This window comes from Coleofasciculus sp. E2-BRE-01, from assembly GCF_040221695.1.
Lineage (GTDB): Bacteria > Cyanobacteriota > Cyanobacteriia > Cyanobacteriales > Coleofasciculaceae > Coleofasciculus.
On the sequence record NZ_JAVKEA010000060.1, the window covers coordinates 1 to 23,035 of the forward strand.

The 23,035-nt window shown below is 45.2% G+C and carries 24 protein-coding genes; 13 read left to right on the forward strand and 11 right to left on the reverse strand.

Going from position 1 to position 23,035, the window contains the following annotated elements:
- Positions 1-154 precede the first annotated feature (154 nt).
- Positions 155-796 carry a hypothetical protein gene (locus tag RIG66_RS07415; RefSeq protein WP_044204270.1) on the reverse strand — a complete coding sequence of 214 codons (642 nt, stop codon included), beginning with the start codon at positions 794-796 and terminating at the stop codon, positions 155-157.
- A gap of 328 nt (positions 797-1,124) precedes the next feature.
- Here RIG66_RS07415 and RIG66_RS07420 point away from each other — a divergent pair, with 328 nt between their 5' ends.
- From RIG66_RS07420 to RIG66_RS07430, 3 genes are all read left to right on the forward strand, one after another.
- Entirely contained in the window at positions 1,125-2,063 is a 939-nt protein-coding gene (locus RIG66_RS07420) for a type II secretion system F family protein (protein ID WP_446376663.1), read from the forward strand.
- A gap of 166 nt (positions 2,064-2,229) precedes the next feature.
- Positions 2,230-3,504 carry an AAA family ATPase gene (locus tag RIG66_RS07425; RefSeq protein WP_446376665.1) on the forward strand — a complete coding sequence of 425 codons (1,275 nt, stop codon included), beginning with the start codon at positions 2,230-2,232 and terminating at the stop codon, positions 3,502-3,504.
- Between the two features lie 171 nt (positions 3,505-3,675).
- Positions 3,676-3,984 carry a hypothetical protein gene (locus RIG66_RS07430; protein ID WP_446376667.1) on the forward strand — a complete coding sequence of 103 codons (309 nt, stop codon included), beginning with the start codon at positions 3,676-3,678 and terminating at the stop codon, positions 3,982-3,984.
- Between the two features lie 147 nt (positions 3,985-4,131).
- On the opposite strand, the gene RIG66_RS07435 is transcribed toward RIG66_RS07430, so the two are convergent.
- Positions 4,132-5,289 (reverse strand): tetratricopeptide repeat protein, encoded by a 1,158-nt coding sequence (locus tag RIG66_RS07435; RefSeq protein ID WP_446376669.1) that lies wholly within the window; start codon positions 5,287-5,289, stop codon positions 4,132-4,134.
- 259 nt (positions 5,290-5,548) lie between these two features.
- Between RIG66_RS07435 and RIG66_RS07440 the strand changes: the two genes are divergently transcribed.
- The gene (locus RIG66_RS07440) at positions 5,549-7,111 is read left to right on the forward strand and encodes a DUF3084 domain-containing protein (RefSeq protein ID WP_446376671.1); all 1,563 of its coding nucleotides are present in this window, start codon (positions 5,549-5,551) and stop codon (positions 7,109-7,111) included.
- Positions 7,112-7,406: 295 nt separating this feature from the next.
- On the opposite strand, the gene RIG66_RS07445 is transcribed toward RIG66_RS07440, so the two are convergent.
- From RIG66_RS07445 to RIG66_RS07475, 7 genes are all read right to left on the reverse strand, one after another.
- Entirely contained in the window at positions 7,407-8,036 is a 630-nt protein-coding gene (locus tag RIG66_RS07445; RefSeq protein ID WP_446376673.1) for a pentapeptide repeat-containing protein, read from the reverse strand.
- A 195-nt stretch (positions 8,037-8,231) separates the two neighbouring features.
- Positions 8,232-9,524 (reverse strand): recombinase family protein, encoded by a 1,293-nt coding sequence (locus RIG66_RS07450; protein WP_446376784.1) that lies wholly within the window; start codon positions 9,522-9,524, stop codon positions 8,232-8,234.
- A gap of 156 nt (positions 9,525-9,680) precedes the next feature.
- Positions 9,681-10,043: a VOC family protein gene (locus RIG66_RS07455; protein ID WP_446376675.1), complete on the reverse strand. Its 363-nt coding sequence runs from the start codon at positions 10,041-10,043 to the stop codon at positions 9,681-9,683.
- 258 nt (positions 10,044-10,301) lie between these two features.
- Positions 10,302-10,547, reverse strand: a complete 246-nt coding sequence (locus RIG66_RS07460) for a helix-turn-helix transcriptional regulator (protein WP_446376677.1) — start codon at positions 10,545-10,547, stop codon at positions 10,302-10,304.
- Complete coding sequence (locus RIG66_RS07465; protein WP_446376679.1) at positions 10,540-10,794, reverse strand: helix-turn-helix transcriptional regulator; 255 nt, start codon at positions 10,792-10,794, stop codon at positions 10,540-10,542. Before RIG66_RS07465 ends, RIG66_RS07460 begins: the two co-directional genes overlap by 8 nt.
- Before the next feature lie 255 nt (positions 10,795-11,049).
- Entirely contained in the window at positions 11,050-11,274 is a 225-nt protein-coding gene (locus tag RIG66_RS07470) for a helix-turn-helix transcriptional regulator (protein WP_446376681.1), read from the reverse strand.
- A gap of 34 nt (positions 11,275-11,308) precedes the next feature.
- Complete coding sequence (locus RIG66_RS07475; protein WP_006098025.1) at positions 11,309-11,566, reverse strand: helix-turn-helix transcriptional regulator; 258 nt, start codon at positions 11,564-11,566, stop codon at positions 11,309-11,311.
- 234 nt (positions 11,567-11,800) lie between these two features.
- Between RIG66_RS07475 and RIG66_RS07480 the strand changes: the two genes are divergently transcribed.
- The 4 genes from RIG66_RS07480 (at position 11,801) to RIG66_RS07495 (ending at position 14,801) form a co-directional block, all read left to right on the forward strand.
- Positions 11,801-12,100 (forward strand): hypothetical protein, encoded by a 300-nt coding sequence (locus RIG66_RS07480; RefSeq protein WP_446376684.1) that lies wholly within the window; start codon positions 11,801-11,803, stop codon positions 12,098-12,100.
- The gene (locus tag RIG66_RS07485) at positions 12,097-12,318 is read left to right on the forward strand and encodes a hypothetical protein (protein WP_446376686.1); all 222 of its coding nucleotides are present in this window, start codon (positions 12,097-12,099) and stop codon (positions 12,316-12,318) included. Before RIG66_RS07480 ends, RIG66_RS07485 begins: the two co-directional genes overlap by 4 nt.
- A 213-nt stretch (positions 12,319-12,531) precedes the next feature.
- Positions 12,532-12,906, forward strand: coding sequence for a hypothetical protein (locus RIG66_RS07490; RefSeq protein ID WP_446376688.1), 375 nt, complete (start codon positions 12,532-12,534; stop codon positions 12,904-12,906).
- 422 nt (positions 12,907-13,328) lie between these two features.
- Complete coding sequence (locus RIG66_RS07495) at positions 13,329-14,801, forward strand: aldehyde dehydrogenase family protein (RefSeq protein WP_446376690.1); 1,473 nt, start codon at positions 13,329-13,331, stop codon at positions 14,799-14,801.
- 632 nt (positions 14,802-15,433) lie between these two features.
- Here RIG66_RS07495 and RIG66_RS07500 read toward each other — a convergent pair.
- Together RIG66_RS07500 and RIG66_RS07505 are read right to left on the reverse strand one after the other, a co-directional pair.
- On the reverse strand, positions 15,434-15,847 hold the full coding sequence (locus RIG66_RS07500) for an HNH endonuclease (RefSeq protein ID WP_446376692.1): 414 nt from the start codon (positions 15,845-15,847) through the stop codon (positions 15,434-15,436).
- The gene (locus tag RIG66_RS07505; protein WP_006098052.1) at positions 15,848-16,057 is read right to left on the reverse strand and encodes a hypothetical protein; all 210 of its coding nucleotides are present in this window, start codon (positions 16,055-16,057) and stop codon (positions 15,848-15,850) included. It lies immediately after the preceding gene.
- Between the two features lie 244 nt (positions 16,058-16,301).
- On the opposite strand from RIG66_RS07505, the gene RIG66_RS07510 reads away from it, so the two are divergent.
- Genes RIG66_RS07510 through RIG66_RS07530 form a run of 5 tightly spaced genes read left to right on the forward strand, consistent with a single transcriptional unit; the run spans position 16,302 to position 22,943 of the window.
- Positions 16,302-16,907 (forward strand): Uma2 family endonuclease, encoded by a 606-nt coding sequence (locus RIG66_RS07510; RefSeq protein ID WP_446376694.1) that lies wholly within the window; start codon positions 16,302-16,304, stop codon positions 16,905-16,907.
- A 39-nt stretch (positions 16,908-16,946) separates the two neighbouring features.
- Positions 16,947-17,141, forward strand: a complete 195-nt coding sequence (locus tag RIG66_RS07515; RefSeq protein WP_446376696.1) for a hypothetical protein — start codon at positions 16,947-16,949, stop codon at positions 17,139-17,141.
- Positions 17,142-17,175: 34 nt separating this feature from the next.
- A complete protein-coding gene (locus RIG66_RS07520; RefSeq protein WP_446376698.1) occupies positions 17,176-20,337 on the forward strand; it encodes a CHAT domain-containing protein in 3,162 nt (1,053 codons plus the stop codon).
- A gap of 3 nt (positions 20,338-20,340) precedes the next feature.
- A complete protein-coding gene (locus RIG66_RS07525; RefSeq protein ID WP_446376700.1) occupies positions 20,341-21,477 on the forward strand; it encodes an Rpn family recombination-promoting nuclease/putative transposase in 1,137 nt (378 codons plus the stop codon).
- A gap of 2 nt (positions 21,478-21,479) precedes the next feature.
- A complete protein-coding gene (locus tag RIG66_RS07530; RefSeq protein ID WP_446376702.1) occupies positions 21,480-22,943 on the forward strand; it encodes a hypothetical protein in 1,464 nt (487 codons plus the stop codon).
- Positions 22,944-23,035: the final 92 nt, after the last annotated feature.

Genomic DNA, 23,035 nt, shown 5'->3' on the forward strand with positions numbered 1-23,035 from the left:
TGGTTTATTTCCACGAACAGTTTTTACTCCGAATACTTCTTGAGCTATACAATTCTTCTCTTCCTTGTCTACTTTCCTTCCTTGTCTCCCTTGTCTTATCCCCACCCTAAAGTAAAAAACCTACACCTGTCAGGCTCCCCCTACTCCCCCTACTCTACTCCTTCCCACCAGCGCCGGGATGTTCTCGCCCAGGAACGCTCTCCAGTGCTGTCAGCGCCGCTTGTGAACCTGCCAGAATATCCCGTTCTTCACCGCCCAAATAGAGGCGTCCAAAACTGCCAACAGCGGAAATTTGCAAGATATTAATTAAGGCGGCTTTCTCGGCTTCATTAGCGGCTAAAGCAGCATAAGCGGCTGGTGCGACTTCTAAAACATAAAGGGTTTGCCCTGCCAAAATCATCTGTCCCCGTCGGGTGCGATTAATCAGTTGAGTTTGGTGAGGGTCAATATTGCGAATAATTTGGCTAGAGACAACTCGCGGTTTAAGACGTTCTCGTTCACCGACGCCTAGGGCGGCTAAAATCGCTTTCCCCGCCGCCCTGGTTTCGCCTTGTTTATTCGCATGGACTTCCAGAACCCCATAAAGCCGTTCCACCATCTGCACGGCGGGACGTACAGAGGTCGATTTGAGCGCCACATCGGTAATCCGGTTAATTTCGATACCGGGTGAGATTTCAATCCATAGCGACGTATCCCCAGGTAATGGCAAGAACCCTAGCGCCACTGTCCCCATATATGCCGCATGCTGCGGCTGTAAGCTATCGATATAGACATAGGATCGCAATTCTATCGCCAAGGTTATATTTCTCCGTAGATTGGGGTCATAAGGCTGGCATCGGCAACATTTGAGTTTACCTGAAAACGTTAGCGATCGCGATTTTTCCTGGAAAGTCGCCAAACCTAGTGCAAGAAGGCAGAAGTTTTCCAGCAGTATCCTGCAAGGGAAGGAGGAGTATGAAAGCCCCTAGAAAAAATATATTCCGCTTCCCTCTCCTTGTAGGAGAGGCGTCGGGAGAGGTTCGCTCCAGGGGTGTGGGAAGGGGTCTGATATCAAATCCGGTTAAACTAATCTCACTAAAAGCGGACTGGATTATAAAGGGGGTAGTAAACCTAGATAAGGACAAATGACAAATCGCCAAAATGCTAAAATCTTCTCCCAGCTTGCTAAATTACTCAATTCGGGTATAAATCTACAGCAAAGCTTAACCCTGGTGGGAAATGATTTAAACCCAGCCGTTAAACGCTATTTACAAAAAGTCAGTCTCGCCGTAGGTTCGGGTCAAGATTTCGCCACCGCCTTAACCTGTGAACGCCGTTATTTTAACCGTTGGACGATTAGCTTAATCCGTTTAGCTGAATATAGCGGTTCTCTCCCCCAAACCTGTCAAATGCTAGCCGAAGATGCTGAAGTGCAAGCGAGACAAGAACGATTATATGGGTCGGTAAAACGTTCAGCCATAGCGACAATTTGGGGATTTTTGGTATTAACGGCGGCTATTTTTAACCCCAATGCAACAGGAATTATTAAACCAGAGTTTTGGTTAAGAGGGTTGGCGATCGCACTGCTATTATGGGTGATGATCGTCCTAGTGTCTCGCTTTTCCAGTCCCTTGTGGCTGCAACTGGTGAGACGATTACCTATTTTCGGGAAAATCGTGCAGGCGCGATCGCTCCTCTATCTGGCTAAGTTACGATTACCGTTAAGTTGTGGGGTTTCTATACTCACCGCCTTGGATTTACTGCGAGAACATATCCCAGATACAGTGATGAAAGGCAAACTCTCTTGGGCTAGACGGCGCGTTCGCATGGGTCAACCCTTGAGTCAGAGTCTCCAGGGTAAATTACCCGCAACAGCGCTACAGATAATTAGCACCGGGGAAGAAAGCGGAACCTTGGATCAGACCCTGGAAACCTTAGCCCAACACTATGACAGCGAATTAGAACAACGACTGCGATCGCTACAGGTTAGTTTACGACTTTTAAGCCTGGTGGTGATGGGCAGTTTGGTGGCGGTGGTGGGTGTGCGAGGGATATCGGTGCTGCTGGATTCATTCCCGGAGTGAATGTTTCAACGCAGAGGTTCGCAGAGGGAAGCGCAGAGGTACGCAGAGGGTTTCGGGGGATTGGTGCAAAGGCGCGATCACATAGTTTGAGGTCAAGAACTGTATAGTCCTAGAATAGTCAGGTGTTGTTGAGTTTTTTTATTCCTAATTTTACAATGAGGGGATTATGTATATTAACCAAATCATAATACATAATATTCGTTCAATCCAGTTTTTGTCTTGGGATATCCGTAATTTCAAACTTGCAGGATGGCATGTCATTATTGGTGATAACGGTTCTGGTAAATCATCCTTATTACGTTCTGTTGCTCTAGCACTGGTAGGACCGACTGAAGCCGTTGCTTTGCGGCAAAACTGGAATGATTGGTTGACTCAAGAGCAAAAAGGAGGAATTATCCGGCTTGACTTATCCTATGACAGTGATTTTGATAAATTTTCTGGAAGAGGTAGACGTATGGAAAATTACTTATTACCAGTTCACTTAATAATATTACAACAAAAAAATGATGTCATTATACAGTCTAGCAAGGTGGATAAATTTGATCCAACGCGATGTATATGGGGTGGTAAGTCCGGCTGGTTTTCGGCTGGGTTTGGTCCCTTTCGACGCTTCAGGGGTGGGGATAAAGATTATGATAAGCTTTTCTACTCTAATCCTAAATTAGCTGCACACTTATCGTTGTTTGGTGAAGATGTGGCTCTAACTGAATGTTTACAGTGGCTGCAAGATTTACAATTCAAGAAACTAGAAGGTGATCCAGAAGGAAACCTAATTGATTCAGTGAAAGAGTTTGTGAATCAAAGCGAATTTCTGCCGCATCAAGCGCGTCTGGAACACGTTTCCTCTAAAGGTGTTGAATTTGTTGATGGCAATGGTTGTCGATTGCCAGTTGAGGAACTGAGTGATGGGTATCGCTCGATTTTAAGCCTAACCTTTGAACTGATTCGCCAACTTACTAGAGTTTACGGCTATGAATCTATTTTTGATCCCAATGACAAAACAAAAATTATTCCTCCTGGTGTTGTCCTCATCGATGAAATTGATGCTCATCTTCATCCTACCTGGCAACGACGAGTCGGGATTTGGTTTCGAGAACATTTTCCCAATCTTCAATTTATTGTCACAACCCATAGTCCATTAATTTGCCAAGCTGCAACCGTGGGAACAGTCTGGCGTTTACCTAAACCAGGTAGTAACGAATCAGGGGGTAGGGTAAGGGGGAAAGATTTAGATCGCTTACTTTATGGTAATGTCTTAGATGCTTATGGTACAGAAGCATTTGGTACAGATGTGACGCGCTCAGACGAATCCAAAAATCGGTTAAAACGGTTGGCTGAATTGAATCGGAAGGAACTACACGAACAACTGAGTGAAGATGAGCGAAATGAACAAGAAAAATTGCGGGCAATGATGCCAACCTCACCCCATAAAGTCTGCTAATAAGATGCTCATTGGATAGAAAAAACCTATAAAAATATAATTTATAGGAGCATTTTTTACGATAACATGAGCGTGGTATACCTAAATTGGATGAATGACGCTCACATCCAAAAACCTTAGGGGCGCAAAGCTTTGCGCCCGATTCAATGGTCAAATCTATTCCACAATTGTTTGCCTAGATATTCTCTAGATTCAAAAGGTTATCAACGAGCAGACTATACGATTGATGTATTACGCTTAAATGACCGAGACTATCTAGTTGAAGCCAGAAAAGAAGCGTTCTATAACTATCGGGCTAGATTGGGTGAATATATTAAGAAAAAGGAAACAGACCCCCCTTCAGAGCAACTCAATCCTATGATTACAGCATTACAAAGAATGCAACATCCCACAATTTGGAAAGAAATGCAGCGTCAGCAACAGTTGCTCCCAGAGTTGAAAAAGTTATTTGAGTTAGCGCCAGAAGCACTCAATTGGTAGAAAGGAAAAAAGTTAATGAGGCTTGCAAAATAACTACAGGTATAATAAACTCATTACACAGTCTGGCATGATATAAAGGCTATTAGACAAAGGGCAAATGACAAATGAAAAATGACAAATGCCCCTGTATCTGTTGTTAGCAATTGATTATCCGATCGCGTCTTGGGGTTGCTGCTGTACCAGTTCCTGCAATTTGTCGCGATGTTCCTTCGCCTCTGTATTGTTTGGGTTAAGGCGTAGGGCTTCATCAAAGGATGCGATCGCGTCATGATACCGTTCCAGCAGGGCGAGGGCGATTCCCCGGTTATACCAGCCCGCCTCACTATCAGGCTCAAGTTCTAACATCTGATCATAAGATTTCAAAGCGTCTGCGTAGCGATCTAAACGGAGTAAAGCATTCCCTCGCTTAAACCACCCATCCACATCATCTGGTATCAGTTGCACCACTCGGTCATAAGTGGCAAAAATTTCCCAATCATCCCCGTCTAAGTTTTCGAGAATAATGCCCTTGTTATACCAAGCATTAGCATTCTCTGGATTAATTAATAACACCCGTTCAAAAGCTTTGAGAGCGGCATTATTTTGCTCCATTTCAAGCAACGCCAGACCGCGCATGAACCAACCTGGCTCACTATTTGGATTAATGCGGACGACTTCGGCAAATGACGTTTCTGCTTCTGGATAACGTTCTAATTCAACCAGGACATAACCGCGATTGAACCACGCCCGTTCGTAGTCTGGATCGATGCGAACAGCTTGATCATAAGCCTCTAATGCCTCTTGATCACGTTCCAGCCGTCCCAGGGTAATTCCCCGATGGAACCAAGCCCAATCACTGTTAGGATTTACTTTCAAAGCTTGATCATAAGCAGCGAGGGCATCTTCAGGTTTGCCTGTATCATCCAAAGCCATACCTAAGCCGACCCAAGCCCCAACTAAACTGGGATCGAGTTCCGTTGCTTGATTGAACGCTGTAACAGCTTCTGGATACTTCTCCAAGCCATATAGAGCAAACCCGCGACCCATCCAAGCCTCAGCACTTTCCCCATTGATTTCAATCGCTTGGTCATAAGCTTTAACGGCTTCAGCATACTCTCCGGCTTTGATTAAAGACATTCCTTTATTGAGCCAGTTGACCAACTCTCTAGACGGAGTTTGAGCAATCTGAGGATTTTCCAGTTCCAGCATATAAGGATTTGGTGTACCCTCTGGACTGTACCGTAGAGTCGCTAGGGCAGAGGTTGAGGTGGAGACACTTGCTAAGAGGGTTAAAACGGCTGTCAGTCCAATGTGCTTGAGTTGCATGGTAGATATCCTTGATATATCGCTTTCAATGGCATCTATCTCTCAAGACTGAGATCTTATGCACAATTTGAGCAAAGATGCAGGGGAGCAGGGGTGCAGAGGTGCGGGGGTGCAGGGGGTAGAGGAGATGAGGAAGAATTTCCCCAATCCTAATGAACAATGAACAATGAACAATGAACAATGAACAATGAACCATCAAAAAATATATAATCCGCCTCAGCCATAAGATAGGCTGTATCTGGACAGACGTAGCACCGTGATGACCAGCGCTTACATCCTGATCGTGGCAATATTACTGTTGGGAGGAGTCCTCGCAACTTTAGGCGATCGCATTGGTACGAAAGTCGGCAAGGCGCGGCTGAGTTTATTTAACTTACGTCCTCGTAAAACGGCGACGGTGGTCACGATTATGACAGGATGTTTAATTTCTGCCTCAACCTTAGGTATTTTATTCGGTCTGAGTGAATCCCTGCGGGAAGGGGTGTTTCAACTGGATAACATTCTGCGACAACTTAGACATGCGCGTCGGGATGTGGAAGTTGTTAATGCCCAGAAACAACAAGTAGAGGGCGAACTGGCTAAAACTAGAGCCGAGCAAGCCAAAGTGCAACAACGTCTGGATGAACTGAACAGCAATTTCCAGAAGGCTCAAGCTCAACTGCGAGATATCTCAAAACAGGCAAGTAATCTACGTTCAGAAATTCAGTCACTCTTGGCTGAACGTGAGCAGTTAATTGAGCAACGAAATCAACTTAATGCAGACATTAGCCAGCTTAAAGAGTTAGTGGCTCAACGGGATCAGGAACTGGAGGAAACCAGCCAGCAACTGGCGCTAAAAAACCAACAACTTGAGCAGAGAAATCAGCAACTTGAGCAAAGAAATCAGCAACTGAGGGAAAAAGAGCAGGAACTTGCCCAAAAAGATAACGTGATTGAAACCATGGCTGAGCGGGAAGCTCGTCTTCAGGAGGCGATCGCCCAACGGGAAGCCCGTCTTCAAGAACTGCAAGCTGAACTCCAAGAGGCGATCGCCCAAAGGGAAGTACGCTTGGCTCAACTGGAAGAGGAACTTGCCCAACGGGAACTCCTCATCGCCCAACGCAACCAACAACTACAAGAGCAAGAACAACAACTGGCATTTTTAGAACGGCAAGTCGATATTCTGGAGCAGTATTATCAGAACTATCAAGCCCTGCGTCAGGGCAATGTGGCAATTTTACGTGGTCAAGTGCTGGCATTTGGCGTGGTGCGTATTGTTGAACCGTCAGCCGCATCTGAGGCGGTTAATCAACTCCTGCGGGAAGCCAATCGAACCGCCACAGAAATTATTTTGCCCGGATCTGAGGAACTGAAGGAACCCCTGATTCAAATTACAAAAGCCCAAGCCGAACAGTTAATCGAGCAAATTCAAGATGGTGAAGACTATGTGGTGCGAATTCTCTCCGCCGGAAACTATGTGGTTGGCGAAAAACCCATTCAAGCCTTTGCTGATGCAGCGCTCAATCAAATGGTGTTTCAACCGGGGGAGGTGTTAGCCGCTGTTTCTATTGATGCTTCAACCTTGACAAATAAGGCGGTACAACAGCGCATTGACCAGTTACTCGCCGCCTCTCAGTTTCGCGCCCGTCGCGCTGGAGTTCTCGGTCCGATTCAAGTTGCCGATGGTGATCCGTCTACCCTGATTCGCTTTATAGAACAGTTAGCCGAATCTGAGCAACCTCTGGCGGTGAGAGCGATCGCCCAAGACCAAACCTCTACAGCCGGACCATTGAAAATGCAGTTAGTCGCGATTCAGAATGGACAAATCGTTTTTACCACTTAAGATGAATGTCACTGACTTAGGTTGGGTTCGTAGTAGGCACGAAGCGTGCCAGAAGCGCTTTAGCGCTTACTACAAACTCTAAAGTCATATCATGTCCTAACGATTACCCATAATTGCAATACTGTAGCAACAAAGGTTTTAGGCGTTTTTATTAGGGGTGTTTGACCGGACATGATATGACCAACGTTTTAACCTTGCCAAGCTACAACGGCTTAAAAAAGACGAATGACAAATGACGTAGCTTGCTTCTCGCGAAGCGAGTTCTCCACCGTTAACTTTTATTGTGTCCACCTGCTTACTGATGCATTTTTCCATCTGGCAAAACCGCGCCTGTAAGTATGGCAGCTTTAAAGTTAGCCCCCATGACAATTGCCCCGCGCAGATCAGCAACCATTAAAATTGCCTTGGAGACATCAGCGCGAATTAAACAGGCTTGAGAGAGATCAGCGCCTCTCATATCAGCCCCTTGTAGGATTGCCCCAATTAAATCTGCATTCTTTAAGCTTGCCCAATGTAAAATAGCTTGGTGCAGCATCGCACCGTGTAAATCCGCTTGATAAAGACAGGCTTGAGCAAGATTGGCAAACATCAAGCTAGCTTCCCGCAGATGCGCTTCTGTCAAATTCGCACGTTTTAAGTTGCATTCAATCAACGTGGCTCTGACTAACTCAGCCGCCGTTAAATTGGCATCGTTGAGTTCAGCTTTGCTTAAATTAGCGACGCTTAAGTTGGCTTGACTCAGATTGGCTTCGCTCAGGTTTGATCCTTTTAAACTAGCGCCACTGAGATTAGCACCACTCAAATCGCTGCGCCTCAGATTCGCCCCATTGAGAATTGCTTCAGTCAGATAGGCTCCCCGGAGTTCAACTCCCTCAAAATCTCGCTCTCCGGCAGCATAACCCTTTAGCAATTCAGCAGCATCCATAAAAATTCCCAGGTCTTAGCCTCTCGCTAACGTTCTAATTCATCAGTGGTTTGAGGCAGTTGCACCTGGTTGGGATGGGATTATCCTCGATTTACCTAGTATGAATAGAATAATCAGGATAACTTACATGAGTCACGATATGCACCCAAGCTAGATATCATACTCTATTCGGACTCCTGTATGATACCGTTTTTGTCAAAAGATAAAAATCAGTTGAAGCCGCCACTCTTTACCCTGGCGAATGAGTTGGACTTGCCGAATAAATTCTCGAAAGTAAAATCGGCGCTCAGATTCTGATAAATCTGACCAGAATTGGGGAATGGATACGGTTTGTGCGATCGCGCCTAAATTCACAGGGGGTAGGGAAGCAAGCTGGGAAAGGAGTTGAGACTGTTCGGTGCGAAGCTTATAGGCGCGAAGCTGGGCGGTTTCAGTATCCAGAACACCTGTGGCGGTTAAGTGGTTAAGCTGGTCTAATACCCCTTTTTGCTCAGCAATTTTGCTCTTGAGAGATTGCTTGACCTCATCCAAGTTGGGCAGGTTTATCCCGGCTACGGCACGGGGTAACTCTTGACAAATGGTTTGAATTGTGGAATCTAAAACCTGTTGGTAGGGAATCGCTCGGCATTTAGGGCGCTTGGGACAATTAACCGGACGTAGGTAAAGATATTCCCAGGTTTGGCGGGGGCGAGTGACACTGGTAACACTCATCTGAGATTGACAGTCACCACAGACGACTAAACCCGCTAAGGAACGGGGGGCGCTGGCGGTTCGAGACGGGAGGCGACGGTTGCGACGCAGCAAACGGTCAATTTGGGCGGCTTCTTCGCGGTTGAGAATCGGGCTATGGGTGTCACAGATCACTTCTCCGTCGCGATAGGCGAGATCACCCCGATAGACGGGGCTGGTTAACCAACGCTTACCTGTTGCCACGGAGATTTTTTTACTATACTTTTTTTCCAGATACCGCACCGCACCGCGTAATGAGCCGTACAGCAGAAATTGGTCAAAAAAATCCTTGACTAACGGGGCGGTACTGCGATCTAGAATATAGCGGTCTTTGCCCCGTCGGTAGCCGTAGGGGGCTTTTCCCGGTGGGGGTAAGGCGTTGAGGCGATTACGGGCATGTCCTTGGCGCAGGCGGCGAGAACTGGCTTCTTGCTGGACTTCACTGAGGAGTTGGAGTAAGTTGGTTTGGCAGTTGGTGTCATGGGAACAGTAGGATTGTTCGGTTGCCATAACAATGACACCTAGGGCTTGGATTTGAGTGAGGCGATCGCTCACTTGGGTAATAGAGTCGCCGAGTTCCTCTAAACGGCGGATCAGCAGATAATCAGTTGGTTCAGTTTGACAATCAGCAATAAGTTGTCGCCACTGTTGACGCCCACCCAAATCTTGATAGACGTGATCCACTTCCCACCCCCAGATAACTGGATCTGGAGGAGATTCTAAAAGGGGATCAGTGTAGAGGTAGGCAACAATTCGCATTTTTGACCCTTCGCAACGCTTTTCGGACATGGCTTGTAGGGGCGGGTTTCACCGATAACGCTCTGGCTCAACGACTAACTTAACTAAACCCGCCCTGACCGATCCTTCTCAAGGGAACCTGGTTTTGAATAATGACGAATGACAAAGGACAAATGACTAAACTTGACTCAGTTCAATAATGTTACCATCGGGGTCTTGGGTGAACAAAGCCGCACGACCCGACGCGCTCATTTGGATCGGGCAGTTATGTTCCAATAGCTTGGTTTTAGCGTCATCTAAGTTAGCAATCGAGAAGGCGACGTGAGGATTGCGCCCCCATTTTTCTGGGTTTTGCAGTTGAGTTGAGAGCGTGGTGTCAACGATGAGGTGGAGTTGAACATCGCCAATCTGATACCAGACACCTGGATATTTTAGCGATCGCTCGACTTTCGATAACCCTAAGATGTTGCCATAAAAGTGTTCGGCTCTCTCCAGGTTAGAGACGAGAATAGCTGTATGGAGACATTGGGTAATTTGCATGGCGAGTTAGCTGTTGAATGCGATTCTAGCTTTCATTGTGACGGATAGTCGGGTTAATGCCATTGTCTATAAACTGAATGGCACGCTCCTTAAGCAGAATGTCGCCAACTTGGACGCCAGCAAATAAATGTCCGCGTCAAAGCTCAAGTAAGAATTGAGCTTACTAGGTAAGTCTTTCAACCCGTTTTAACGGGTTTAAGCTTTTAGCCCGTAGACGCGGAGCGGCTTCTCTTAGAGTACTTTTAGTTCAGGGCTGTACTATAATTTCTCATCTGGAACACCTGTGACATCTAGACCCATCGCCCCACAAACAGTCTGAAGCGAAACGCCTAACTCACGAGCTAGAGCAACCGCCCTGTCAATTCGTGGCAGCTTAATCCCATTTTCCCAATCGTAAATTTGGCGTTCAGAAACTCCGATGCGCCTTCCTAGCTCAGAGCGAGTCAGTTTAGCCGCTTCTCTGAGAAGCCTTAATTCAGATTTCCCTTCGTTGAGATCACTCATTATCCGCCGATTGAGATTTAGGTATACCAAACTCGTCTGGCATATCCTCCAAACTCCATTTCAGCAGCCGACAAAGGGCTTTAACTTCACGGGGAGTCATCTTTGGCTCATATATGCCTGTCTCCCAGTTGCTAATGGTTTGATCCGTCTTTCCTAGAGCTAGGGCAATGTCTCTTTGAGTTAAGCCTAGTTCCTCTCGCCGTTTTCTTAAGCGTGACTCTCGATCTTGCTGTCGTTCTTCCTTCATGTTGTCCAAACAATATTATCCAAGCAGGCTTGACAAAAATATTCCAAGTATGCTTGGATAAGAAGTGTGGGATAAATAAGCAGGCGATCTAAAAGCCAAAGTCTGGAGCTTTTGTCTCCAGAGCTTCCCAGATGCCTGTCCATTTCTCAGTGTCTTATAGAATCGTCATTCTACCAATACTTTACCAGTGACCAGTGGTCGCTCACTCTGTTATGTCTTCTGTTTCAGCTTTCAATCACTCCCAGGCTCTAGACTCTAGGTGCTGTGCTTTATGGCGGCTATGAGTTCATCAAGGGTGCAGTTCAACACCTCCATCAACAGCTTCGTTTGCTCAAACGTCAGCTTAGGCTCAACCGAACCTTTTTCCCAAATGGAGATTGTCTTTTGCGTCACTCCGATGGCACTGGCAAGTTCTTGCTGAGTTAAGCCAGCTCTTTGCCGCAACTTCGTTAGTGTGAGTCGAGCATTTTTTTCAGGCATTATACTTTAGAGTATATTGTGGCAAGCAATATACTCAGACATTATCAGCAGATTGCGATCGCGGTGGTGCTAAGTCATCAGGCAAATCATCAATCGTCCACTGCAATACTCGACAAAGTGCTTTTACTTGCGGCAAGGTCAGCTTGGCTTCCCTGTACCGTCCCGTTTCCCAGTTACTTACAGTTTGCACAGATACATTGACAGCTACAGCCACATCCCTTTGAGTCAAACCCAACTGATCTCTGCGGCTTTTTAGGGGGGATTCCTGCTCTACCTCTTGTTTTTCGGTCATTTCAGCTTAAATATAATTCCCTTATATAAGCTGCTTGACATCTTGACTATAAGCAGCTTATATTAGGGATGGCATAACTAAAGGTTAGGTAATTGCAAAGCTGCTTTACAGCTCGTTAATTGCCCTCCCAATTTCAACACAACATCAAAGACCAGACAACTTAAACAGCTCCGTCAAGATACGGCGTGGCTGACTGGTCTTTCCTTTTCAGTGTCTCATCTTAACCAAATATCCATGAAAAAATCCCCAGCGACGGAAGCTCATCGCGTCGCCACAGATACTGCTGCCATAAAATCCGCCCTCCAACAACAGGGCTACACCACCCGCAAGCGACCCAAACAAGCCGCTTGGACAATTCTCAATCAGCGCGGAACTGGCAGAAAACCCCAGGAGTGCTATCTGCTGACCTATCAGCCTGCCCCTGTCAGCACCTGGATACTCCACCCCCAAACCAATGAACCTCACCGCAAAACTCTCTTGACTCTGATTCACACTGCTTTAGCCAAACAACCCACAACGAGGAAAATCTCATGAGTTATAAGGATCAACTCAAACCCTGGTGCATCGTTCATCGCCTTCCCAAACTGCAAAACGCGATTATCCTGCGCTGTCGCCGTCGCAGTGATGCCGAAGCCTACCTGCGTATCTTTCAAGCCAATAATCCTACAGCTAGTTATCAAATTGTATTTGACGTCACCCCAGAAGCCACAGCAAATCAGCGCCTAATCCTGAAATCTTACCCCAACAGTTAATCCTCATATCCCCCAAACTCCCAATAACCCATGTTTGGACGAAGGGCGGGTTTTGCCTTTGAAGTTATCGGTAGATACCAAAATTAAACGGCTAAACCCGCCCCTACAACTGATATGCCATGGCATATCTCTACCTATTGCGATCGCTAACTTTGGTTACTAGACCGATGCTTTAGGGGGATCGAAAACTCGCCAAATCAGCAAACTGATATCATGACACCTTTATTTCGCCGCCTCCAACCCGCCCAGAAATTCCGCATCAGCCTCGCCACGATCGCTCAATTCTTAAAAATTCCTAAACACCTAATCGTGCGTGTGGAATCCTGGGCATATATCGTCTTTGTTCATCGCCGCGATAAAGGCGGACAATTCATCAGTTATCGTCAATTACGCCAATGGTTCAACGCCATCGCCTGCCAAATTCAACACTGCACCACCTGCCAACAACTGCGGCAATTGTGGCTTGCAATTGAGAGCGATCGCAAACGGCATCATAAACAATACAATCACCAGCATGTCTCCTGGTTATACAATCTCTGGACACAGCACTGGCAAAGGCTTGGGTATGAACAACCGATGATCTCCTAACCTGGAGACGCTTGCATCACGATATCCCTGGAGAAAGAATCCATCTGGGAACCTGCGATCGCGGATTCCGTTCACCTCCTCAAGATTTTCGTACATAAAAGTTAATTTTAACGAAAGTGATTGCATCTATTTATTTTACATAATCAAAACTTTAACCTTAGACGACAAAGTAAACTTCAACTCAAAAAAACTATAGAGTTTAGATTATCAGACGATCACAGCTTCATGGATAACAGACAACGAATTGTTTTACATAATTTAATAATATTTGATTTATAACTTTAGATAGATAAAACTGGAGCGCTATGTTCCTAAGGTTGTAGGACAAGTGAATGGAGGCGGTCATAGATAGAGAATTGGTAGAAACTAATGCATGACCACCATCCTATTGCTTTTTGCAGTAAGAACGAAAGGAGAATTTGATGGTAACCGCCACAGCACCAGAACAAAAGGTGAAAATCGGTCCGACTCAGTTGTTAATTAACAACGAATGGGTGGAAAGCACCACGGGTCGCCGATTTGAGACGATCAATCCCGCCACAGGAGAGGTCATCTGTGATGTGGCTGAAGCAGATGCGCCAGATGTAGATAGGGCGGTGCAAGCAGCGCGGGCAGCATTTGAGAATGGGGAATGGCGCACCATGTCCGCCAGCAGTCGGGGACGATTACTCTATAAACTGGCAGATTTAATTGAGCAGAACAAAGAAGAACTAGCACGGTTAGAAAGCCTTGATAACGGCAAACCTCTAGGTGAGTCGATGAATGGTGACTTACCGTTAACCATTGCTTGCTACCGCTATTATGCAGGTTGGGCAGATAAAATTGAGGGCAAAACGATTCCGATTAATGGTCCTTACTTCTGCTATACGCGACACGAACCTGTGGGAGTTGTGGGTCAAATTATTCCCTGGAACTTCCCCTTGTTAATGCAAGCCTGGAAACTAGCACCAGCATTGGCGGCTGGTAATACAGTAATTCTAAAAGTAGCAGAACAAACGCCCCTAACCGCATTGCGAGTGGGTGAACTGATTCTGGAAGCGGGTTTCCCACCGGGCGTTGTGAATATTCTACCCGGTTATGGACCCACGGCAGGCGGTGCGATCGCGTCTCATCCTGATATCAATAAATTAGCCTTTACGGGTTCAACAGAGGTGGGACATTTGGTTATGGAACAAGCCGCCAAAACCAACCTCAAGCGCGTCACCTTAGAATTAGGCGGTAAAAGTCCCAATATCGTCTTTGCGGACGCTGATATGGATGCGGCGATTGAAGGTGCCCACCATGGTCTATTTTTCAACCAAGGTCAATGTTGTAATGCGGGTTCACGAGTCTTCGTGGAAGAAAAATGCTACGACGAGTTTGTGGCTAAATGTGTAGAACGGGCAAAACAGCGCACTGTCGGTGATCCTTTTGATGCCAATACCAAGCAAGGACCCCAAGTGGATCAGGCTCAATTTGATAAAATCATGAGCTACATTGAAGCCGGACAGCGAGAAGGGGCAAAGATGCTGTGTGGCGGAAATCAAATTGGCGATCGCGGTTTCTTTGTTGAACCGACTGTCTTTGCTGATGTGGATAACTCCATGAAGATTGCCCAAGAGGAAATCTTTGGTCCCGTGATGAGCATTATTAAGTTTAAAGACATCGATGAAGCGATTCGTCTGGGAAACACCACCATGTACGGACTCGCCGCAGGTGTGTGGACCAAAGACATAGCCAAAGCCCACGCGATCGCTCATAATCTGCGTGCGGGTACAGTTTGGGTCAATTGCTACCACGTCTTTGACGCGGCTGCACCCTTTGGTGGATTTAAACAGTCTGGCATAGGTCGCGAATTAGGTGAATATTGTTTAGAGAATTACACTGAAGTGAAAACTGTGACCGTGCAACTGTAGGCGACAATATCATAACAGTGGGATGGGGGAGTTGTTAGTTGATTAAAAACTAATGATTCCCCTATCTCTACCTGAGTTAAAAGTAAAAAAACTCTTGTCACCAAGGTGACAAGTAGTTATAAGTAGTTGCAAAAGTAGACAGGATTTTAACTGGATTGCTAAAAAAGCTGATCAGGTTGATGCCAAGTATCCTAAATTTGAGAACCGTCCACTCCCGGCTAAATAGGGGCTGCTGAATAAGTTAGGACTTACGCAAAACCTCTATTGGTAGGGTGTGTTAGCGTAGCGTAACGCACCTTTACCACCACTTACAAGCCGAATCTAATTCATCAAATAAATTAAATCAGGACACGATACTATCGTGTCCCTACCGAATTAATCCCCCCTAAGCTGCGGTAGGGGTACGGCATTGCCGTGCCCTATTATAGGGCTTGCTGCATTAATCTGAAAGCTATACTATACAATGCGTTTAAGCCATTTTCCCACCCAACAAGTGCAAAGTTGTAGGTTGGGTTGAGCGAAGTCGAAACCCAACAGAATCTAGGGGGGAATAAGCGTACTAAAAGAACACGTTACCCCATAGTCAAAAAAGGGAAAGCAACACACAAAAAACGCAATCAGTCAATGCAAGTTTATGGTGGTGGATGACGACCAAATAATTCCTCTTGTGTCCTAATCGCCAACATTGTTGCTCGATTCAAATCAAGTGCTTGTACCGTTGCTCGACCTGTAGCTGTCAACCCGACAACTTGCACACCGTTCCAATCAAAGTGTTCTTTCCATACCTGTCGGCGAGGATTAAAAATGGAGACAACTTCACCCGTTTCCGAGTCCTCAAGCTTTTGCCGTGCGCCTTTACGAAGTGAGCAGGAGACACAAGCAAGAGCCAAGTTTTCAGCAATCGTCTCGCCACCAGCTACGACAGGAACAATATGGTCGATATGGAAAGTCGCTACTTGACCAATTTGTGATATACCACAATATTCACAGCGGTTATCTGCTCTTTGAATGACTAATCGGCGGAGAGAAGCTGGAATTGTTGCCATCTATGCTTGCTTCATCACCCGTGTTGATTGCAAACGCAGTAAAGATAAAAATTCCACCAGTTCAACCAGTCCTTCTGCTTCCTGTCGTTCTGCCTGAGACAGGGTATAGCCCTCATCCTGACGATCCAACAAAAATTGTAAGCGTGCGTGAACCGCTTGGGGAAGCTGGAATCGGGTTAGTTCAATAGGAATTTCGACGATTTCGGGCATAGAACTGCACTATTCTTTTGGAGGATGCCAAAGCGAGCTATTGTTGTTATATCACATTAGGAGACCTAACATACTCCCAAGATTCAGAGCATCTTTTGCGCCGTCGCCGGAGAATACCGCTTATTAAGCGCCACTCTCACCGCTGCGGTATGCTGATATTTTAACCCTAAGCTGCGGTAGGGAACAATGACTACTTAACCTGGATTTGGTAGAAAAAGTTGTCAATATACTCAGAGGTTAACGTATGGTTTATACGTCATCTCAACTTCTAAGTTTTGAGGAATTTATCGCCCACTATAGCAACAATCCGCGCTATGAATTGGCGGATGGAGAATTAATTGACAGGGAACCCACTAGACCGCATGAAACAGTCGCGGGAAAATTAGCCAGTAAACTTAGTATTGAGTTAGAAAAACAAGGACATCCCTGGTTTATTCCACGCACCTGTATTGTTAGACCTTTTACAGATGCGGCGACGGCGCGTCGTCCTGATGTCGTGGTTTTAGATGAGACAGCATTAGTGAATGAGCCATTATGGGAGCGAGAACCTGTGATTACGTTGGGAACTTCGATTAAGTTGGTTATTGAGGTAGTCAGTACAAATTGGGAAACTGATTATGCCCGTAAAGTGGAAGAATATGCCTTGTTGAGTATTCCAGAATATTGGATTGTTGATTACCGAGGATTAGGCGGCGTTGCTTTCATTGGCAGACCCAAGCAGCCAACTATTACAGTTTGTCAGTTAGTCGGTGAAGACTATGTTCAACAGCAATATCGACTGGGAGAGCCAATTGTTTCACCGATGTTGCCCAGGTTAGCATTTAAACTTGATGATGTGCTGCCAAGATGAGGCTGTACGATTAACTTTATGTCCCAATGGTGAGACATAGTGAAACGCAAGTGCAGAATAATTATTTACTACCGCCAACTGAGTGAAAAGTTAGACAATACCTTACGACAACACGAGGAAAACTGGGAGATAATTGCCGCCGAATTGATTCGACTGGCTCACAACGTCCGCGCCGAGAAAACTGAAACCAGCACCAACCCAGTGCCAAAATCCGCCCCTTTTACAACGCCTTAATCGATACCCTTGATCCCCTCTCAGAGGAGATGATATGATATCTAAAAAATTACCCTTAATAAAGTTGCTCCCAATGGATGAAAGTCGTCGGCAAGACTATTTGAATCTGATTAATGCGCTGCTGAGTTGTCCCAGTGGCGGGAAAAATCAGATTTTGAATGCTCATTCAGATTTAGTAGATGCTGGGTTGGTAGATGCAATGCTAAGGGTGGCAAATGAGCAAATAGCACAGGACAAACTGGACGCAGCTAATTTTTTAATGAATCTTGCAAGACAGTTGATGGGAGCTTATGGTAATGCGCCTTTACCGAGGCAATTATCACCGATTACCACTTCTTCATCAATTCCACAGTCTGATTCTCAACGTCGTTTTCTATTACAGGTATTACAGGCAATCAACGAAAATCCGAGCAATTTGCAAACCGTTTTGTACCTTTTGCTGCAAAAAAATCTAAATCTACTGGATGATAATTTTGTCCGAGTATTGCGAAACTGGGCAACAGCTTCCCTCTCAAAAGTGAATTTAGATGAAGCATATACTATTGCGGCAGATATTGGTATTTTCAGTCAGCTAATTCAGCACTTTCCGGGAGAACGGGCGATAAATTTGGAGATTGCGATCGCTGGTTACGAGGTAGTTACTACAGTCTTTACCAGCGAGGTCTTTGCTACCAAATGGGCAATGATTCAAACTAACTTAGGAGCTGCTTACGCTAATAGAATCAAGGAAAAGCGGGCAGAGAATATCGAAAAAGCCATCAATGCTTTTCGAGGTGCTTTGAATATTCTTACCCACAAAGCTTTTCCTCGTGAGTGGGCAAGCATCCAAAATAATTTAGGAGCTGCTTATATTGATCGGATTAAGGGAGAGCGTTCTGAGAATATCGAACAAGCTATTGAGGCTTTCCAGAACGCTTTATTAGTTCGTACTCCTGATGATTTTGGTTATCGTTATGAATGGGCAGAAACTCAAACTAATTTAGGATCTGCTTACGCTCAAAGAATCAACGAAGATAAAAATGATAATCTCGAACTAGCTATCACAGCTTTCAAGAAGGCTTTATCAGTTTACACCCATACCTGTGATGATTTTCGTTATGAATGGGCAAGGGTTCAAAATAATTTAGGAGTTACTTACATCTACAGAATCAGTAAAGAGAAGGATGATAATCTCGAACTAGCTATCACAGCTTTTCAGAACGCTTTATCAGTTTATACCCGTGATAATTTTCCCTATGAATGGGCAGGGACTAAAACTAATTTGGGAATTGCTTACACTGACAGAATCAGGGGAAAGCAGCCTGAAAATCTCGAACTAGCTATTCAAAATCAACAGGATGCTTTATCAGTTCGTACCCCTGAGGTGTTTCCTACGGAGCGGGCACGGACTCAAATTAATTTGGCAAATGCTTATGCTCAAATAAGTAGCGGAAAGAGGGATGATTATCTAAAATTAGCCATCAAAACTTACCAGGAGGCTTTATCAGTTTACATTCGTGAAGCTTTTCCCCAGGAAAATACGAAAACCTTGTTTAGCTTAGGACTTGCTTATCAAAAATCAAACCAGTTACAGCTAGCTTACGATACCTTTGGCGAAGCGATTAAAACCGTAGAATTCCTCCGAAACGAGATTTGTTCCGGTGATAATATTAAACAGAAGCTAGCGGAAGAATGGAATAAACTTTATCAAAGCATAGTAAAAGTTTGCCTGGTAATGAGCAGCAACACTGAAGCGATAGAATACGTCGAACGCAGCAAAACCCGTAACTTGGTAGAACTCATTCTCAGCCGCGATCTTAATAACCTTTTTTCCCCAGACGTTGCTTATCAACTGCGACAACTTGAAGATGAAATTGCCATTGGTCAAGATAAAATTCAAACGGCTACCGCCGATGAACCAACTGCCCTAGCGCAACATCTCCAGCAATTGCGACAGCAGCGCAACGAATTGCAAAACCGTGATCTGCCTATTGGTTATGGCTTCAAGTTTGACCAATTCCAGGCGACTTTGGATGACAATACCGCCGTTGTGGAGTTTTATTTTACAGGCGATAAGCTTTTCACCTTCATCTTCACCAACAAGACCCAACAGCCCATAGTATTGCAATCTGAACCACAAGATATGAAACACTTTGAGAAATGGTTCAATGGATATCTGAGAACATATAACAATCGCAAATCCCATTGGCAGCGTCGTCTGAATGTTCGCTTACATCTGCTGGCGAAGATTCTACACATTAATGAAATTATTAAGCAAATTCCAGAAGAATGCGATCGCTTAATCTTAATCCCTCATAGGTTCCTGCATCTGTTTCCCCTTCATGCCCTACCCTTCCCCCACAACGGCAAAACAGCTAACTTACTCGATCGCTTCCCCAACGGTGTCAGCTACGCACCCAGTTGTCAACTCTTGCTCCAAGCACAAAAACGAAAACGTCCCAATTTTACCCACCTATTTGCCATCCAAAACCCCACAAACGACCTTGCCTATACCGACTTAGAAGTACAAGCCATCAAAGACTACTTTAACTCCGTTAATATCCTCGAAAAAGAAACCGCAACATTAACAGCCATCAATGACACAAACTTGAACGCAATCCACTGCGCCCACTTTAGCTGTCACGGCTACTTTAACCCACGCAATGCCCGCAAATCTGCTCTCATTCCGGCAGAGACTCAGCTTCACCCCCCACCTACCCAACTCGATCCAGAGCATCATTTACCTTTGAAAGACGGTACAGTACTTAACCTCGACCAGTGCCTCACCCTCGATGCTATCTTCAGCCTCAACTTAGAACAATGTCGCCTCGTCACCCTTTCCGCTTGCGAAACTGGATTAATTGATTTCAAAAACATCAGCGATGAATACATTGGCTTACCCAGTGGCTTCCTCATCGCAGGTTCTCCCAGCGTCGTTAGTTCCCTCTGGAGAGTAGATGATATCGCCTCAGCATTTTTGATGATTAAGTTCTATCAGAATCTCAAATCCGGCTCAACCGTCGCCATTGCCCTCAACCAAGCCCAAACCTGGCTCAGAGATGCTACAACAGAACAATTGCAGCAGTGGGCAAGCCAACTCCCCTTGGATGATGAACAGGAACTGCAATTGGATACTTTCTTCTATAATTTACAACCGAGTAGCAAACCCTTTGAATCCCCCTACCACTGGGCAGCATTTTGTGCCATTGGTCAATAACCCGTGAAAACTGATAGCATCTTCTACAACCTGTTCCAAGCCTTTCCCAGCATCTTCTTTGAACTCATCAACCGTTCCCCAGAAGAAGCCGCTAACTACGAATTCACTTCCCGCGAAGTTAAACAATTAGCCTTTCGCCTAGATGGTTTATTCCTACCCAAAACCAACGAACCCGACAAACCGTTCTACCTCGTAGAAGTTCAGTTTCAGCCTGACGCTTCCTTATACTACCGCGTATTTGCTGAACTCTTCCTCTTCTTAAAACAATACCAACCCCCTCACCCGTGGCAAATTGTTATCATTTATCCCAACCGCTCTACTGAACGAGAGCAACCCTTACATTTTGGCAACCTCTTAGCCCTAAACCAGGTGAGACGAATTTACCTGGATGAATTAGGAGAAGCCGCCGAACGCTCATTAGGGGTAGGAGTTGTTAAGCTTGTAATCGAGCCGGAAGAAACAGCCGGACAACTCGCTCGACAGTTAATTGAACAAGCCCAGCAACAGCTAAGGGATGAACTTGTTCAGCGTGACCTGATTAATCTCATTGAAACGATTATTGTCTACAAATTACCACAAAAAAGCCGCGAGGAGATTGCCGCCATGTTGGGATTAAGCGAACTAAAAAATACGAGATTTTACCAAGAAGTCTTTGAAGAAGGGAAGCAGGAGGCAAAATTAGAGACAGTGCCAGCATTGCTCCAGTTAGGATTAACTTCAGAGCAGATTGCTGAAGCGCTCAAATTACCGTTGGAATTAGTCCAGCAAACTGCACAACAAACAACCATTCAAGCTATGTCATTCTCTGAACAAAATGTTGCCACTTTCATTGAACTACTAACCCATCAGCGTTCGCTCTTTACCCCAGAACATTTAGCGGAATTGGAGCAGGTAGTCGAGCCGTTGCCAAATGATATTACAGAAATATCGAAAGCATTGTCATCATGGTACAAAAAACACCCTAAAATTCGTGAAGTCCAATTAAGACTTCTCCCCGATAATTCAGGAGAGAAAGCACCAGGTAGCAAAGAGGGCAAGGTTAAACCTCCCAACGACGCACTCAATAAACAAACCCTAAAAAATGCCATTCAGCAAAGCTCTTCTTCCCAGGATTCCCAGTCATCAAACTCTAGCTCATGAAGGTGGCTAACCCAAAACTGACACTCTACGCCTTTCATCTGCGTAACAATTTAGCTCAAGGTCAAGAAGAACCTGTTGAGGATGTGAATCACCTGTGGGAGCAATGTCAACAATTGGGCAAAAAACTTAATGTTCCCAGACTCGAATCTTTGCTTGAGCGTCTCCAAGATAGTAATGGCAAAATCGGGATCACTCCAAGCCGGGATAATCCAGAAAGCGATTATCTAGAATTACTCCAACCAGAGCATCTATTAAGTTTCTCCGCTATTTATAATGGCAGTTCACTCCAACTCAGAGGCGAAGTTTATCCCCTGCAAATCCACGATACCTATGCCGTTGACATCACCTTGCGCTATCCTTATCCTCATGTTGAAATTGACCAATTGGCAGGATTAAATCCCCAAGGTTGTCTACAAATTGCTCAAAGTAACTCTTTACTGGGACAAACTCTAGTCCTTTTTGCCCAGCCAGAGGGGAAACTCAACGATATTCAAGCGTTTACTGATGACTGTCTGACTGCCATTTTGCCAGAGTCAGACAGAAAAAACTACTGGCTTTCTGCTCAAGGCAGATTTTTAGGCAGTCCAATTGTTGAATATCGCAATAACCAAGAGAATCCGGCTCAACCTCATATTCTCATCTGGCTCAATTGCCACCCTCAAACGGAACCCTTAGAAGAAGGGGGAGATTACTATCAACCTCTGATTAATCTACTGTGCTGTCGCCATAAAATAATTTATGCCTACTCTCAATCTCGATGGTGCAATCAGCAGGCACGAAAGCTCTACAGACAATTAGATGGTAAAGCCAAAGGATTGCAGCACTTGCCCTCGGAGCCTACTCAAAGGCTAAAAACACTCAAAGAATGGCTCACCGAACTTTCTAAAACTGCTTTTGACTACGCTAACCACCTGCGAGATTTAGAACTTCATCGTACCACCATTGAAACGAATAACAAAAACTATCAATTTTGGCTGAATCAGCTTAAGGTTATTAGCCTTGAAAAAGAGGATAATCTGGAATTATGGCAACAATTTATTAGCCACAATTCTGAAAAATTTATTGAACAAATAAACACAGATTTATCTTATCTTCTCCCCAGTCAGCAACTATTCCAGCAGATGATAGAGACAATCAGGGGAATTGTTGAAACAGAACAGGCTGAGAGCGATCGCGCCACAGAATCAGCGGCTCAAAAACGACAACAACGCTTAGAACTGCTCATTACCGTTGTCAGTACAGGTTTAGCCGTTAGTGGAATCTCGTCTCAAGTCACTTCTGAACCTGTAAAAATGCTCATCACTAAAAATCAACCCTCGCATAGCCCTGAAGCTGCCATTCCCCTTTATCTTTCCTACTACAATTTCCTTGACGTGCTGTTTCACATAATCGTGGGAGTTCTCATAGCGCTTCCTGTAGGTCTAATAGTTTGGTGGATGCAAAAACGGTCAAATCGCACTCGTTAACTTCATCCGCAAACTCATCAAAAAAGAATCCTACAAAGCACCTACTGGGACAAAAACCTATAGCAACCGCTAAGGCGGTTAGGACGCATCTT